Origin of the sequence: Hymenobacter wooponensis (genome assembly GCF_004745865.1) — a bacterium.
Taxonomy (GTDB): domain Bacteria; phylum Bacteroidota; class Bacteroidia; order Cytophagales; family Hymenobacteraceae; genus Hymenobacter; species Hymenobacter wooponensis.
In genome coordinates, this window is the sequence record NZ_SRKZ01000001.1 from 208,997 (window position 1) to 224,584 (window position 15,588).

The 15,588-nt window shown below is 52.9% G+C and carries 10 protein-coding genes; 7 read left to right on the forward strand and 3 right to left on the reverse strand.

Annotation, left to right across the window (positions count from 1 at the left end; translation table 11 throughout):
- Nucleotides 1-21: 21 nt before the first annotated feature.
- Both EU557_RS00800 and EU557_RS00805 read left to right on the forward strand, forming a co-directional pair.
- Nucleotides 22-1,614 carry a RagB/SusD family nutrient uptake outer membrane protein gene (locus tag EU557_RS00800; protein WP_135528524.1) on the forward strand — a complete coding sequence of 531 codons (1,593 nt, stop codon included), beginning with the start codon at nucleotides 22-24 and terminating at the stop codon, nucleotides 1,612-1,614.
- Between the two features lie 75 nt (nucleotides 1,615-1,689).
- A complete protein-coding gene (locus EU557_RS00805) occupies nucleotides 1,690-2,454 on the forward strand; it encodes a SusE domain-containing protein (protein ID WP_135528525.1) in 765 nt (254 codons plus the stop codon).
- Between the two features lie 114 nt (nucleotides 2,455-2,568).
- On the opposite strand, the gene EU557_RS00810 is transcribed toward EU557_RS00805, so the two are convergent.
- Nucleotides 2,569-3,801, reverse strand: coding sequence for a T9SS type A sorting domain-containing protein (locus tag EU557_RS00810; protein WP_135528526.1), 1,233 nt, complete (start codon nucleotides 3,799-3,801; stop codon nucleotides 2,569-2,571).
- A 315-nt stretch (nucleotides 3,802-4,116) separates the two neighbouring features.
- Here EU557_RS00810 and EU557_RS00815 point away from each other — a divergent pair, with 315 nt between their 5' ends.
- The gene (locus tag EU557_RS00815) at nucleotides 4,117-4,968 is read left to right on the forward strand and encodes an N-acetylglucosamine kinase (RefSeq protein ID WP_135528527.1); all 852 of its coding nucleotides are present in this window, start codon (nucleotides 4,117-4,119) and stop codon (nucleotides 4,966-4,968) included.
- 82 nt (nucleotides 4,969-5,050) lie between these two features.
- On the opposite strand, the gene EU557_RS00820 is transcribed toward EU557_RS00815, so the two are convergent.
- The gene (locus EU557_RS00820) at nucleotides 5,051-7,903 is read right to left on the reverse strand and encodes a DUF4961 domain-containing protein (RefSeq protein ID WP_135528528.1); all 2,853 of its coding nucleotides are present in this window, start codon (nucleotides 7,901-7,903) and stop codon (nucleotides 5,051-5,053) included.
- A 242-nt stretch (nucleotides 7,904-8,145) separates the two neighbouring features.
- Here EU557_RS00820 and EU557_RS00825 point away from each other — a divergent pair, with 242 nt between their 5' ends.
- The 4 genes from EU557_RS00825 to EU557_RS00840 all read left to right on the forward strand — a co-directional run bounded on the left by EU557_RS00825 (nucleotide 8,146) and on the right by EU557_RS00840 (nucleotide 13,759).
- A complete protein-coding gene (locus EU557_RS00825; RefSeq protein ID WP_245326136.1) occupies nucleotides 8,146-9,144 on the forward strand; it encodes a YfiM family protein in 999 nt (332 codons plus the stop codon).
- A gap of 311 nt (nucleotides 9,145-9,455) precedes the next feature.
- Nucleotides 9,456-10,568, forward strand: coding sequence for a Smr/MutS family protein (locus EU557_RS00830; protein WP_135528529.1), 1,113 nt, complete (start codon nucleotides 9,456-9,458; stop codon nucleotides 10,566-10,568).
- A gap of 229 nt (nucleotides 10,569-10,797) precedes the next feature.
- On the forward strand, nucleotides 10,798-11,691 hold the full coding sequence (locus EU557_RS00835) for an alpha/beta fold hydrolase (RefSeq protein WP_135528530.1): 894 nt from the start codon (nucleotides 10,798-10,800) through the stop codon (nucleotides 11,689-11,691).
- A 202-nt stretch (nucleotides 11,692-11,893) separates the two neighbouring features.
- Nucleotides 11,894-13,759 carry a M1 family metallopeptidase gene (locus EU557_RS00840; protein ID WP_135528531.1) on the forward strand — a complete coding sequence of 622 codons (1,866 nt, stop codon included), beginning with the start codon at nucleotides 11,894-11,896 and terminating at the stop codon, nucleotides 13,757-13,759.
- Between the two features lie 544 nt (nucleotides 13,760-14,303).
- Here EU557_RS00840 and EU557_RS00850 read toward each other — a convergent pair.
- Nucleotides 14,304-15,578: a sensor histidine kinase gene (locus EU557_RS00850; protein ID WP_135528533.1), complete on the reverse strand. Its 1,275-nt coding sequence runs from the start codon at nucleotides 15,576-15,578 to the stop codon at nucleotides 14,304-14,306.
- Nucleotides 15,579-15,588 lie beyond the last annotated feature (10 nt).

Consider the following 15,588-nt stretch of genomic DNA (forward strand, 5'->3'; position numbering starts at 1 on the left):
CCCTTCCCACCCCCTAGTATCATGAATAACAAATTCACTCGCACGTTGGGAATGCTGGTTATGGCTGGCAGCTTACTATCCCTAGCGTCTTCGTGCACTAAAGACCTGGATCAGCTTCCGGACTATTCTGCTAACGCAGAGGTAGTATACCGTGACCCCGCTCAGATCCAGCAAGTACTGGCCCGCTTATATGCCACCTTCGCAATCAGCGGTCAAACAGGTCCTGCTGGCTTGCCCGATATTACGGGCATTGACGAAGGGTTCTCTAATTACCTACGCCAATATTGGCAGCTTCAGGAAATCACAACTGACGAGGCTGTTTTGGGCTGGAACGACGGTAACCTGCCTAGCGTGAATACGCTACAGTGGAACGCCGACAACGAGTTTGTGCGGGCTACATACGACCGTATTTACTACGAAATAGCTCTCTGCAATGAGTTCATTCGTCAGACATCGGATGCCAAACTTTCAGACCGTGGAATTAGTGGTGCAGAAGCTGGCAACGTGCGTACTTACCGTGCCGAAGCTCGCCTGTTGCGTGCTTTATGCTATTGGCATGCGATTGACCTCTTTGGAGGTGGCCCATTTGCTACGGAAGAGGCCGCTATTGGCACTTATCCAACCTATAAGACCCGGGCAGAAATCTTCTCTTATGTAGATACGGAGTTGAAAGCGCTGGACACTGAAGGTTTGCTGTTAGCTCCACGTTCTGTGTACGCTCGCGCTGATAAAGGTGTGCTTTGGACGCTTATGACCAAGCTTTACCTTAACGCACAGGTATATACCGGCACTGAGCGCTACACAGACGCAATTACTTACGCCAATAAAGTATTGCAAGCTGGCTATACGTTGAGCCCTAGCTACGCTAATCTGTTCTTGGCTGATAACAACAAGACAGCTGCTCGCAACGAGATTATTCTCCCGATTACCTTTGACGGCACTCGGACCAAAACCTACGGGGGCATGACGTTCTTAGTGCATGCAGCTGTTGGTCGTGCTGTAACGCCGGTTAGCGCTGGCATCAATGGTGGTTGGAGTGGAACGCGCGCCAAACAAAATCTCCCTTCGCTGTTTACATCGGCCACTGATACACGCCGAAACCTGTTTTTCACTACAGCACAAAATCCCAACGTGGATACCTTAACTGCTTTCAGCAGTGGGACGCTGGTGACAAAGTATCGGAACGTTACATCAACTGGCGTAGCAGGCTCGGATACTGAAGGCAACTTCCCGGATACCGATTTCCCTATGTTCCGACTGCCTGATGTGCAGTTGATGTACGCTGAGGCAGTGTTACGTGGTGGTGCAGGTGGTAGCAACAGTCAAGCTTTGACTTATGTTAATGCTGTACGGGCTCGCTCAAGTGCTACTCCGTTAACCACTCTTACGCTGAACGACATCTTGGATGAGCGTGGTCGCGAACTGTTTTGGGAGGGGCATCGTCGTACGGACCTGATCCGTTTTGGTAAATACACTACTGGTTACAACTGGCCCTTCAAAGGTGGTGTGCGCGCCGGGCGCGATGTGGAAACTACGCGAGTGCTATTCCCTCTTCCCAACACGGACATCGTAGCTAACCCAAACCTAGCAGGTCGTCAAAACCCTGGTTATTAAGTTACTTGGTATAATCCGGAGGCTGGCACCTATCAGCCTCCGGTTTGTGCACCAACCACAAACATCTCTAAAGCCATGAATAGCTTTTCTACTAAAATAATGGGCTTGGCACTAGCTGCTACCGTTCTTTTCTCCTCTTGTGAAAAGGACGAAACGCGGGTTAAAGCTAACATAAATGCCACTCCACAGTTGACTTCTAGTGCCACTTCTGCTACGCTTGTCAGAACATCGGCTACGAATAATGCTGTCACTTACACTTGGACTGCAGCCGATTTTGGTTACCCAGCAGCAGTAACTTATGCACTGCAGTTTGCTAAAAAGGGTGCAGGCTTTGATAGCAACGTGTACGAGGTCAACGTAGGCAGTGCTTTGTCAAAGACCTTTACTGTTGGAGAACTAAACTCTGCTTTTCAAGGTGCCGACTGTAAATCAGCGAGTATTCCATCCAACATGGATGTGCGCGTGAAAGCTACCATAGGTGCAACTGCTGAGCCGGCTTATTCAGGCCTTGGCTCTATTGCAGCTACTCCTTATGCAGATGCTCCCGCTGATAGATGGGCAATGATCGGATCAGCTACACCTGGTGGTTGGGATCGGGACACATACATGACGTATGATGTGTGCGCGAGAGCATACAAAGTTACAATTGCTCTGAAGCCAGGTGCTTTCAAATTCCGCCCTAATGGTGATTGGCCTGGTAATTTGGGCGATACTGGCGGAGATAAAATGCTTGAGGCTGACGGCTCAGACATTGTAGCTCCTAATGAAGCAGGCACATACGAAGTGTCTCTTAATATAAGTAGCACTCCGAAGCCCACTTACACAATCACTAAAAAGTAACTTAGTAAGCCTTCAAAAGAAAAGCCTCACAAGTTGTGAGGCTTTTCTTTTGAAGGCTTATTCTTAATGCCTATCTGTGTTCAATAAGATAAACTATCACAGCCAATAGCTAGCTTATTTTACAACTACCTGTCTCGCAGCTACTCGCTCTCCCACCTGCACTCTCACTATGTACATACCGGCAGTGAGTCGTCCTCGTTTAATTTCAGCTTGATACTGGCCTACCGCTCTTTGAGCATCTATAACCGTATGTACTTGGCGGCCCATCATGTCTAGTAAGGATATAGTCACTGTCTGAACACGATCGGTTACAAAGTACTTAATTAGTAAGGCATCAGTAACAGGGTTAGGATAGGCACTCATAGCTACAGCTAGCTCATCTGCTTTCTTCGCACCGAGTACAGTACCTCCAGCTGCGCCAATAGTAAGAGTGGCAGCTTGTATACCGGGAATATTGGCAAAGTCTACCACGTTGGGTGGGTTGTTGCCGGCGCCCCCAAGGTTTGGAGCACCTGAGCCGGGAAGCGGATAACCGGCATCAGTGGGGAGCGGAGCCGTGTTTTGCGGAATGAAGTCGCTGGAAATGTAGCCACCATCTGAATTGCTTTGGAGAGCAAAGATTCGGATGGTGCCACCAGTAGCCGGAATATTCATGGCGGCGCGGTCTACTTCTATTTCCCAACCGTAGGAACCAGCCCCTCCCGTTGTGTTACCTGGGTTAGAAGAGAGCTTACCATCTGGAGTATTACGGTAGGCCATACGGGCACCAGCTAGTGCAGTAAAACTGCCGGCTGCATCAGACGCTGAAATAGTTGTAACGGCTCCCGAAGTACCATTAATGAAGTCTGCACCCAGAGTTTTATCAGTTGCAGCGGTGGCAGACGTATACACAATAGCCTGTGGAACAAGCTGGCCACCGGTGCCCGTGCCAGTTACAGCAATAGCTAAATCGGTATCCATATCCAGCTTAGCGCTCATTTTTTGAAAGGCGGTACGCGACCCAATTACAACGGGTAAGGGTGCTGCACTGCTAGCTCCGGCCAAGTCAGGACGATCGATAAAGAGTTGAAATGAGCTATTGCTACCAACGGTAGTTCCTGTAGCAGCATTACTTTCTAGCGTTCCAGCCAGGAAGAAATACAACTTGTTAGCATCGGCAGCTGAGTATAGACTTACTATGCCCATGTCGCCGAACCCGTGCGAACCGGTGTAGCGGCCTACTAGCTGATAATTAGTTGAGCTAATTTCTGCCGTATTCAACACCCCATCTACAGTTATCTGGGCTTGGGAAGTGAGTGCAGTCAAGGCAAAAGCCCCGGAGAGGGCAAGAGTAGAAACTTTGAGCATGTGGCAATCTTAAATATGAGGTAGTAGGAAAGGGCAATTTCCGCGAAGAATACAATAAGTATGCTCGCCAAAATAGCACCTTATACTTAGCTACGTACTATTTAGATATAAGCTCAGCGATATAATTCTGATAAAACGTTATAGCACAGTCATAGGCGACGCGGAGGTACATGTCAGAAAAATACCGGCATTCGTCAATTCAGCATTTTTATCTGCCAAAATCTTTTCCGTGTTTCGTCTTTCTTATCCCCTTACTTTACCTTTTGCTCGCCCACAGTAGGCGACTACACTGTTTTCTCACCTTTCTGACCTGATATGATTCTTATTGCCGACGGTGGCTCAACGAAGAGCAGCTGGTGCCAGCTTGATGAAGCTGGTAACCGAGTGTATTTCAACACCGAGGGGTACAACCCCGATTTTATTACTACCGCGGCCGTAATAGCCTCGCTGGATAAGAATTTGCCAGAAACGCTGCCGCGCCAGAAAGTAACGGAAGTGTACTATTACGGCGCAGGCGTATCGTCGGAAAAGAAGGCAGAAATCATAGCGAAAGCCATGCGCCAGATTTTCACCGAGGCAAAGGTGATTGTTGACCACGACTTGCTGGCTTCAGCGCGGGCGCTACTGGGGCGCAAGCCTGGCTTTGCAGCCATTTTGGGCACGGGCACCAACTCGTGCCTCTATGATGGCAACAAAATCACCTATAACGTTGACTCGCTCGGCTATTTCCTCGGGGATGAAGGTAGCGGCTCCTTTATTGGCAAGCGCCTGCTGCGCGACTACCTGCGCGGGTTGCTGCCAGATGGCCTACAAGAGATTTTCCGTGAGGAGTTCAACCTCACTCGCGAGGACATTCTGGACCGTCTCTACAACCAGCCGCTCCCAAACCGCTTCCTGGCCAGCTTCGCTAAGTTTACTTACGACCATAACAATATCAGCTACTGCCGCGAGATTGTGCTGCAGGGCTTTGAAACGTTCTTCGCGAACATCGTGCGGCACTATCCGCGCTATCAAGACTACACGTTCAACTGCATCGGGTCAGTAGGCTACAATTTCCGAGATGCTCTCTCGCAGGTAGCTCGCGACAACGGTATGGAGGTTGGCAAGATCATCCGCTCCCCTATCGACGATCTGGTAACCTTCCACGAGGAGGCCCTGATCAAATAGACGAATAGCCTAATCAAAAAAGCCCGCTCTCCATGGAGAGCGGGCTTTTTTAGTGGCTTAGGCCAATAGGTTGGCTGGCGGCTTAGTGCTGCACAACCAACCGCACACTTTGCTGTTGTGCGCCAGCATTGAGGCGAACGATGTATACACCATTGGCTAGGTTGTGCACAGGCAATTGCAGATCGTGCGCGCCAGCTGCTTGGCGAGTAGCTACGCTCGCTTTGTGCACAGTAGCTCCCAACAGGTTAGTCACGGTTACGCTAACGGGGGCAGACTGGCCTAGCTCATACCGAAGGGTAGCCGTAGTGCCGGCAGGGTTTGGTAAAGCCACTAGCTGTAAGGCAGCGGCATCGTGCTGACGCTTGCTTGAAAGCACAATACCGGCTGGCCGGGCTACCTTCTTCGACAAGTACACCATATACTGGCCAGGAGCCAAAGTAAAGGCGCTGTCTGTTTTGTTAATCTTAAGGCTGCTTCCCTCGAGGTAGTTATACCAGGTACCAGTTTTCTGGAACCGGGGGTTCACCGTGGCCGATGTTACATCGAAGTTACCGATGACAGTTACATCCTGATCGGCATTATTGAGGTGAATGGTTTTTACTCCGCCGCTAAGGTCCTGGGTAAAGGAAGTAAAGTTCTCAAACACCGGCTCGTCCTTTTTCAATTGAATTAGGCTGCGGTACACATCATAGAGATGACGGCGGTTCGCCTCCTTGTAGTAGTTCCACTCAGGGAGTTTGTTGGCCAGTTTGCAGTCATCTTTGGGATAAGGCTGGGGAACGGTGCCATCGGTGCAAGAGAAGATAGATTTATCGTAGCCTACTTCCTGGAATTCCCAAACCATTTTGGGGCCAGGCACCGTGAAGAAGAATGCAGCAGCTAGTTCCTGACGGGCTAGAGCTGTAGCCAGGTTCTTCGTGTTGTAGGAGCCAGAAGCATTACCAAATGCAAGGTTCTTGTACATCAGGCGCTCCTCGTCGTGGCTCTCCATGTAGGTCACTAGGTTAGGCTTGCTCCAGCCGCGGCCGCCTTGGGTAGTGCTGCCGTAATAGCCATAGCTCAAATTAGCCTTGCTGTTCACGTAGCCCATAGTAGCCTCGTTGTAGTTATCGGTCATTTTGCCCCACAGCATCAGACCGATATCTGAGAGAGCCTTTTCCTCGTCGTTGTTGCCGAGGTGCTCTAGGATAGGATACACGTTGGGGTCAACGCTTACCAGGAAGTCGTGGTAGTCTTTCCAGATGTCCACTCGCGACTGATCGTACTGTGACCAGGCGTCAGTGGAGGTGCTTACTTTCTGAGTGAAGCCTTTGCTAAGGTCGAAGCGGTAGCCATCAATGTTGTACTCCTTGAGCCAGAACTCCATCACGCGCTTGGAGAAGTACTTCGTGTAAGCGCTTTCGTGGTTGAAATCGTAGCCTACATTGAAGGGGTGCGTAGCATCGCGGTTAAACCAGGGGTTGGTGGCGGAAGGCTTGTCGCCGTCGAAGTACATCTGTACCATTGGGCTCTGGCCGAACGACTGATTCAGCACCATGTCTAGCACCACCGCGATTCCGCGCTTGTGGCACTCGTCAATGAAGCGCTTCAGCTCATTCTTGGGGCCGTAGTATTTGTCGGGGGCGAAATAGAACGACACGTTATAGCCCCAGCTTTCATTGCCCTCAAACTCATTCACGGGCATCAACTCAATCACATTGACACCCAGGCGCTGCATGTACTTGAGCGTATCGGTGAGGGTTTGGTAGTCGTGACGGGCAATGAAGTCGCGGGGAAGCAGCTCATATACCACCATATCTTCGCGCTTAGGGCGTTGGAAGTTGGTAGCCTGGAACGCGTAGCTGGGCGCGTTGCTTTGCAACACCGACGCAATGCCGCTGGAGGTTTGGGTAGGATACGCCTTAAGGTTTGGGTAGGTAATGGCGGGGATAAACTTGTCGTTCTCCGAGTCTAACTGCTTTTCAGCATAGGGGTCAGCCACGCGCAGATTCTCGTTTACCAAAAACTGGTAAGCATACTCCTGTCCGGCGGTCAGGCCGTCAATCTGTACCCACCAGCGGCCATTAGCAGCATCGGTGGCACTCGTTTTCTTCAGTTGATAAGCAACATCCGGCTGCCAGTTGTTGAAGTCGCCGATAACGTACACTGACTCTTTACCGGGCGCCGTGAGGGTTACTACCGCCGACGTACCGCCGTTCAGATAGGTAACGCCGTCTTTGCGGGCAGCAGTTGGTAGCTCAGCGGTAACCGTTGCCGCGCGCACAATCACGGAAAGTGTGGTTGCTACCGTGGTAGTACCATTGTTAGCCGTCAGGCGCAACTCGTTACGGCCCGGCTGAGTAACCGGTACACTTGCCGTGAGGGTAGTAGCGTTGGTTTGCTGGGCTACCTGCGTTCCGTTGAGCGTGAGGGTTAGAGTAGAAGCCACCGAGGCAGCTCCGCTTACACTTACACTGGTACCACTGTTGACGAAGATAGGGTTGCCGTTGGAAGATACCGGACTGGTGAAAGCCACCGAGAAATCGGTTTGCGATACGTCCACAAAAATGTCACCGCCGGTTGCAGAGCGGCCTACCTTGCTACCAGTGGCATCTTTGAAGATCATGCCTAGCTTCTGGATCTGCTCGCCGGCTGGCACCCCGTACCACGCCCGTACGTTGGGCGTAAGGGTAATAGTGTAGCGGTTGGGGTTGGTGGCGTCGCGCGTTAGCTTAGCGGCGGGGTCAGCCTGCCCAAAATTAGGGCTCTTTACATACTTCCAATCAGAGTTGGAGGTGCTGCGGTTGGTGATAACGCCGGTCCAGACATAGACGTCACCAGTAAAATTGGCTAATGCTCCATTGCCCTGAGAGGCGTCATAAATAAGCGTAACCGCATCCGTTTCGCGGAAGAACGTGGGCTGAGTCGTCACGACCTGCGCCTGTAAAAAGGGCATTCCGAGTAGAAAAGCCACTAGACTCCATGCTAGTCGAAGTGTTTTCATGAAAAGTTGGGGTTGGGAATTTTAGAAAGAGAATCGGACAACTAATACTCCATTGACCAGTTGAAACCTCTAGCAAGTTTCTCATAGTGCAAGGGAGCATTAAAGATACTCTTCTAGGCCAGTCTGCCCAAGGTCACTGCACCATTTATTGTAGCTTTGAACCTATTCTACTGTTCCGGCTGCCCCTTTTCCCAATGACTATCTGCTACTTCTATTTCCGGCCCGTAAAAAGCTTGGCCTGGCGATGGTTGGCAGCAGTTTACTTGGGCCTGCTAGGCCAGGTAGCAGCTCAAGCCCCTACTCTAGCCGCTACGCAGGCAGTGCCCTTAGCATCCCTAAGTCAGGAAGGATCAACCGCTTCCGTGCTTAGCTCTTCTGATACAAGTCGCCTTAGCCGCCGCTTGCCGGTAGTGGCGGGTGGCCTAGCGCTCGGCTACACGGGTACCATCTACCTACTAGGCCAGGCGTGGTACACTGGCGAGCGGACAAAGTTTCATTGGTTCAATGACTTGCCGGAGTGGAAGCAGCTAGACAAGGCTGGCCATTTCTGGGGCGCTTTCCACGAAAGCCGGGCCGCGGTGGATATGCTGCGCTGGGCCGGAATGCCCGACCGCAAGGCTATCTGGTATGGGGGCTTTGTGGGCTTTCTGCTCCAGAGCCCCATTGAATTGCTTGATGGCCGCGACCCAGAGTATGGAGCCTCCGCCACCGACTTGGCGGCCAACTTTCTTGGCTCGGTAGGCCTCATTGGGCAGCAGCTAGCTTGGAACGAAGTGCGGCTGATGCCGAAATACTCCTTCCATACCACGCGCTACGCTAAACTCCGCCCCAACGTGCTCGGCAAGAGCCTCGGCGAGCAATACCTGAAAGACTACAACGGCCACACCTATTGGCTGTGCGCCGATGTAGGCGCCTGGCTACCGGCTACCAGCCGTTGGCCACGCTGGCTGCAGCCGGCGCTGGGCTACGGCGCCCAGCAAATGGTGTATAATGACCGAGACGCCAATGCTGCGCTAGGCCTCTCTGCTTACCGTCAGTTCTACCTCAGCCTCGACGTAGACCTCCGCCAGATTCCGACCAACAGCAAGCTGCTGCGCCGGGTGTTTTACGTGGCCAGCATTTTCCATTTGCCAGCACCCGCCCTAGAGTGGAATTCACGTCGGGGCTTTGTGGCACACGGCCTGTACTACTAAAGTAAAGGGTGAATTTCCTGCCCGCAGTTCGGGCTCTGTTATCTGGTGTGAACAGTGTCAGAGCTGCATGTTAATCGAATCCTTTACTGCAATTGTGCCGCTGTAGCACCGCCCAGGCAAAAGCTAGCCATCTGATACTCAGCAAAGCGCAGTTGCCTGACTCATTAGTCTCTTCTTCCAGGCAAGACCACTACGTGGCCTAGCGCAAGATTTCACCATTTCATTGCCGAACTTTACCCATTCCACGTTATAGTGTGGACGTGCTGAAAAAATCAGCGAAATCACGATTGCTCAGCGAAAATCATCGATTTATGAACGTAGGAGATAGAGTTCGGCTGCTCACAGGCCGCGAGGAAGGCATCATTACCCGCCTCCTCGACAACGACCTGGTAGAAGTAGCTATTGATAACGACTTCACCATTCCGGTTCTGCGCCGGGAAGTGGTGGTAGTTGCCGCCGAAGAAACCAAAGCCTTCGGGCAAAGCGCGGCCTCTGTAGCGGCCGAGAAGAAAGCTGCCTCCAGCGGAGCAGCCCGGGCGGCTAAAACGGCGGGGGTAGCTCCAGTAGCGGCGCCCGCAGTGCCCAAGAAGTCAGAAGGGCCCGCCGGACTGCCTAGCGCGAAGAACGCCCCTTCCACCGTGCAAAAAGGCGTGTACCTGGCCCTAACGCACCAGTCGCCGGAGCTGCTGGCGCTGCAGCTTATCAATCACACCGACCGTGACGTGCTCTATACCTTCGGGGAGGAGCGCAACGGGCAGTACCGCGGCCTAACGTCGGATAAGCTGGCAGCTAAGTCCGTCAGCAAGCCCCTAGGCCACTGGCACCTCAAGGATTTTGACAATTGGGCTGCCCCCGTAACGCAACTACTCCCCTTCCAAACGAACGGAACCACAGCATTTGATCTGATTACCAAGCGTATTCAGTTTAAAGCCGCCAGTTTCTATACCAGCCGCCAGCCCAATGTGCCGGTGCTGCAACGCGAGGCCTATCTGTTTCAACTAGATGAAAAACCTGCTGCGCCCGTTGCCATTGCCCCCGAGAAACTAGCCGAGACGCTCAAGGCCCAACTTTCCGGCAATGCTCCTGCTAAGCCAGCCGCCGTAGCGCCTGCCCCTGAGCCCGCCAAGGCTATTGTAGCTCCGCCCCACGAGGTGGATCTGCACTTAGAAGCCCTGATGCCAGAAGGCGCCGAAGGCCTCAGCAACACCGCCATTCTGAAGCTACAACTGGAGGCGTTTGAGGATACACTGAGCCGCGCATTGGCCACTAACATGCACGAAATCGTGTTCATTCATGGTTCCGGCAACGGCACCCTGCGCAAAGAGCTACACAAGCTGCTGAGCCGCAACCGCGACATCAAGTTCTTCGAGGACTCAAAGAAGGAGAAGTTCGGCTACGGCGCTACCCTGGTACGACTGAAGTAGGTACCTGCTGCTAGTATCTTCTTTCATTGATTGCTGCCCCTCTGGCTTTCCAGAGGGGCATTTCTTGTTTAGCAAGGGGTTACAGATGACTATTCCAGTTGAAGAACCTACCATGGCCGGGCTTTTCTGTTCCTGATACTCGGCTCGCCATCTGTGGGTATGGTAACCCTATAGGCAACTCTTCGGTAGTGCAAGAAGCAAGTACCTCTTTGGTCGTCTTTCTTCGGCTATGCTTTCGTCATCAGAGTTTGTTACAATTTCTCTCCCCGACCAGCGTACACTAAGCCTACGACGCTACGGCAACCCTAAGCATCCGGCGGTTCTGTTTTTTCATGGGTATGCATCCTCCTGCCTGGGGGTGCCCGATGTACCAGCGGTGCTTTCCCGCCTAGGCCTGCAGGTACTGGCCCCCGACCGCCCTGGTGTGGGCCAGTCGACAGCGCCCGAGCATACTACTCTGGAGTTGGTGGCTGCTGATGCGGTAGCCGCGCTGGATGCACTGGATGTACCCATCCCTTTGGCAGTGGCCGCATGGTCGGGCGGGGGGCCATATGCTATGGCGCTGGCTGCCTTATATCCTCAGCGCGTCGCGTCCTTGCACTTGCTGAGCACCGTACTCCCCCTCGGCGACCCGCACGCTTACCCTCGCCTGACTCTACCTTGGAAAGCCACCCGGTTTGCCAATGATTACCTGTCGGCTCTGGGGAGGGTAGCATTGGCAGCCGTGAGCCGCAAGTGGGAGAAAGAGCCCGAAAAAACTATTGATGAGTACCTAATGCTACTAGGTCCCGCCGAGCGTGCTGTTCGTTTTCAGCACCCTACCCGGGAAATTCTGCGCGATGCGGCTGTGCGTGGGTTTGCTCAAAACGGCCTGGGTGTGTTTCTGGATGGGCAAGCATTATGCCGCGCGCCAACCTTCCAGCTTTCCGCTATTCAGGCCACCACTACCCTTTGGCACGGCTCCAATGATGGGGTATGGGCACCCGATAACATCACCTATCTTACCACTCATATCCCGCAAGCTCACCTTCGGCTAATACCCGGTGAAAGCCACATGCTCTACCTAAACCACTGGGAAGCCATTCTTAACGATATCCGCGCTGACTTACCTCCTTACGTGTAGTGGAGTACATAGCGCTGCTGTTGCATACTTGGTGTGGTTCGCTCGTATGTTCTAAACAAGCCCACCATTGAAAACCAGTTTACTACCTAAGAAAGAAGCATTTTAGCTGTCCCGCAGCCTGTGCACAGCCCAAATTAGCGTCAAGCTCAGGCAACCGTCGGGCAGCATGTGGTTACTTTGCGGCAGAAACTCATTCTGCTGCATGAAACTCCCCGCGCTCCTCGTCGCCTCTCTCCTATCTCTATCCGCGCTGGCTCAGCAGCCACTGTCGGTGCCACGCAACTTACAGGCCACCTACACCAAAGGCACTCGCGCTGAAAGTGGCCTACCGGGCCCTAACTACTGGCAAAACTCAGCCGACTACAAGCTCAATGTCTCCTTCGACCCCGCCACGAGGCGTTTAGCGGGCACCGCTACCATTGCCTACCACAACCAGAGTCCTGACTCATTGCGGCAGATCTGGTTTAAGCTTTACCCCAACCTGTACCAAAAAGGCGCAGCACGCGCTTCTTCCATCAAGCCGGAAGATGTGGGTGATGGTATGCAGATCGAGAAGATGACCATCAATGGCCAGACCATTGATGTGGCCAAGCTGCGGGGCGATGCTACGAACCTACCGGTGCCCGTGCAGCGGGCCATTGGGCCCAAGCAAACGGCCCAGGTATCGGTAACGTATTCCTACATCCTGAACAAAGGCTCGCACACCCGCACCGGAGAGGTAGAGCCCAATGCAGACTTTGTAGCCTACTTCTTCCCGCGCATTGCCGTGTACGATGATATTGACGGCTGGAACCGCAACCCTTACCTCGGCTCGCAGGAGTTTTACAACGACTTCGCCAACTTCTCCGCCGACATTTCCGTGCCCAAAGATTTTGTGGTGTGGGCCACTGGCGACCTGACCAACGCCGATAAGGTTCTCACGAAAAAGTACGTTCAGCGTCTCCGCGACGCGGAAAAGAAGGATGCTGTCACGAGCATTATTACGGAAGCAGACCTGCAACGCCGCGACATTACGGCCTCCAACGCCCAAAACACCTGGCATTTTGAGGCCAAGAATGTAACTGACTTTGTGTTTGCGACTACAGACCATTACGTGTGGCAGTCGAGCAGCTTAGTAGTTGACCCCGCCACCAAGCGCCGCACCCGCGTAGATGCCGTGTACAACACCAAGCACAAGGACTACGAAGAGGTGATTCAGTTTGCCCGCAAGACGGTGGAGGCCATGTCGTACACCTTCCCCAAGTGGCCCTTCCCCTACTCCCACGAAACCATCTTCGATGGCCTAGACCAGATGGAGTACCCCATGATGGTGAACGACAACCCAACAGAAAGCCGCCAGGACGCCATCACGCTCACCGACCACGAGATATTCCACACGATGTTCCCGTTCTACATGGGCATCAACGAAACCAAGTACGGCTGGATGGACGAAGGCTGGGCTACTATTGGGGAGTGGATTATCTCCGGTATCATCGACCCTAAGCTGGATGACGACTACGGCATTGCCCCCTACGCCCGTGGCGCGGCCACCGAAGACGATGTGCCCATCGTAACGCTCAGCACCCAGCAAACCGGCACGGCCTTCTACCTCAACTCCTACCCCAAACCTGGCCTAGGATACCTCTACGTGAAGGATATGCTCGGCGACGAACTGTTCACCAAGGCGCTGCATACCTACATCCGCAATTGGAATGGTAAACACCCCATGCCCTACGATTTCTTCAACTCGATGAATGCTGGAGCGGGTCGCAACCTCAATTGGTTCTGGCAGCGCTGGTTCTTCGACAATGGCTACCCTGACCTCGCCATCCAAACCGTCACGAAATCCGGCACTGGCTACGATGTAATAGTGGAATCTAAAGGTACCAAACCCGTTCCCGTAGACCTTACCATCACTTTTGCTGACAACTCCACGCAGAAAGTACACCGCACCGTGGCCGTCTGGGAATCTGGCGCCAAAACCGTGACAGTGCCTGTTTCCTCTACCAAAGCCGTAAAGCAGGTGAAGCTAGGCGCAACCCTTGTACCTGACAGTTACCCAAAGGATAATGTCTGGGAGGGCAAGTAGAATATTATTTAATATGAGCCGTTCAGGATGACCAAAAAGGTTGCTCGGAGCAAAAATGGGTTTGGGTTTATTGACTATGTAATCCTAACCATGATGCTAGGTATATTTTACCTATTTGCAAGCAAACTTGTTGAGGGCTCACGCATTACTCAAAAGTTAGACAGTGAGCAAACATCTATGGTTATTGGCCATATAAATAGCGATAAAGGTTTCTTTGGCAATAGTCCAGTTAGTCGTCAGTTCTATTATCGTTACTTTTTTACAATAGGCACCAATACTTATTGGGGGGACAGTCGCAATGCAGATAAAAGGCCAGGTGATACGCTTCTAGTACGATATTACATTCCAGACCCAACAATCAATGAGCCAGCTAATTAAAAAGCACTATACATTGAAATTTGAAGCGTTTGAATACTAAGAAATAGCGCTAAGTAAAAAAGCCAGCCCATACGGGCTGGCTTTTTTACTTAGCGCTATTTCTTTTTCACGATTAGAACGTCCTTGACGTATGCATATCTTCTATGTGGATGCTGTACGGCGAAGGTCACTGTAGCCGCACATGCATGATGTGCCGGGCGGGAGCTTGGAAGTGGTAGTTGAGCAGAAAGCCATAGGTTTCGCAGATCTGGCGAGCAATGGCTAGGCCTAGGCCTACACTGCCGGGTGGGCGCTCAGGACCCGGCCGAAAGCGCACGAATAGTTGATCGGCGGGTAACGCCTGGGCCCGGCCGGTGTTCTGCACGGTAAACTCCTCGGCAGTCAGCGTTACAATCAGCTCACCGCCTGGTACATTATGGCGAATGGCATTGCTAAGCAGATTGCTCACCAAAATTTCCAGCAACGAGCGGTTAGCCGCGAGCGGCAGCGTTTCCAGCACTGCAATAGTCAGGGTAAGGTTGTTTACGCTAAGCTGCTCCCGCATCTGGCCTAGCTGGGTGCGCACGGCGGCGGCTAGGTCCACCGTTTCAGTGGGAAAGAATAGCTGCTGGTCGAGGTGGGCTAAGAGCAGTAGGCTGCGGCTTAGGTGCGTCAGGCGCTGCGTCACCTCCAGCAGGGCCTCAATATGGCCGGCTTGCTCTTCCGTTAGGTCAGGGGCCTGCACTAATAAATCGAGCTTGGTGCGGAGGATGGCTAAGGGCGTTTGAAGCTCATGGGCAGCGTTTTCAGTAAACTCTCTTTGCCGATGATAAATGCGTTGGTTCCGGTTCAACACGCGGCTCAGCGCTGAGTTCAGCTCCTTAAACTCCGGAATGCGCGTGCTAGCTAAGCGCACAGGCTGATGCTGATCAAGCTTATACCTCTGCAACTCACCCAGAGTATGATAGAACGGCGCCCACATGCGGCGGGCCAAAAAATGCTGCAGCACTAATAGGCCTACCAGCAGCGCCCCAAATAAAAGGGCACCGGCCAACACAATGCGCGCCAGTAGCTCCTGGCTATCGAGCATGGTGGTGCGTAGCTCTAGCCGATAGGGCCGCCCCTGAAACTCCACCGGTGCGGCCAGTTGCCGGTAGGGCACTATCTGCCCCGTGAGCTCATTGTACATCATGCGCTGGCTGAAGGAAACCGGCGGCCCCGGCGCCGACAGGGCTTTGAACTCCACGTTATGATCGAGTTGATGCCAGAAGGCAAGGTCGGCGGGAGTACGCAGGTGCAGGCGCAGCGCTTTTTCTACACGCAGCTTACGACGGCTCAGCGTACGGTCAACATAGGCGTAGTAGATTTTGCTGATGAAACCATAGTACACAAACGTGCCGCCCACAGCCACTATGCTGGCGTAAATCAGAAAGAAAACAGTAGTGCGGGCCAGCAGCTTCATGGCAAACAGC

Coding starts and splice junctions, on each gene's coding strand:
- EU557_RS00800 (WP_135528524.1), top strand. CDS start 22: ATGAATAACAAATTCACTCGCACGTTGGGAATGCTGGTTATGGCTGGC.
- EU557_RS00805 (WP_135528525.1), top strand. CDS start 1,690: ATGAATAGCTTTTCTACTAAAATAATGGGCTTGGCACTAGCTGCTACC.
- EU557_RS00810 (WP_135528526.1), bottom strand. CDS start 3,801: ATGCTCAAAGTTTCTACTCTTGCCCTCTCCGGGGCTTTTGCCTTGACT.
- EU557_RS00815 (WP_135528527.1), top strand. CDS start 4,117: ATGATTCTTATTGCCGACGGTGGCTCAACGAAGAGCAGCTGGTGCCAG.
- EU557_RS00820 (WP_135528528.1), bottom strand. CDS start 7,903: ATGCCCTTTTTACAGGCGCAGGTCGTGACGACTCAGCCCACGTTCTTC.
- EU557_RS00825 (WP_245326136.1), top strand. CDS start 8,146: ATGACTATCTGCTACTTCTATTTCCGGCCCGTAAAAAGCTTGGCCTGG.
- EU557_RS00830 (WP_135528529.1), top strand. CDS start 9,456: ATGAACGTAGGAGATAGAGTTCGGCTGCTCACAGGCCGCGAGGAAGGC.
- EU557_RS00835 (WP_135528530.1), top strand. CDS start 10,798: ATGCTTTCGTCATCAGAGTTTGTTACAATTTCTCTCCCCGACCAGCGT.
- EU557_RS00840 (WP_135528531.1), top strand. CDS start 11,894: ATGAAACTCCCCGCGCTCCTCGTCGCCTCTCTCCTATCTCTATCCGCG.
- EU557_RS00850 (WP_135528533.1), bottom strand. CDS start 15,578: ATGAAGCTGCTGGCCCGCACTACTGTTTTCTTTCTGATTTACGCCAGC.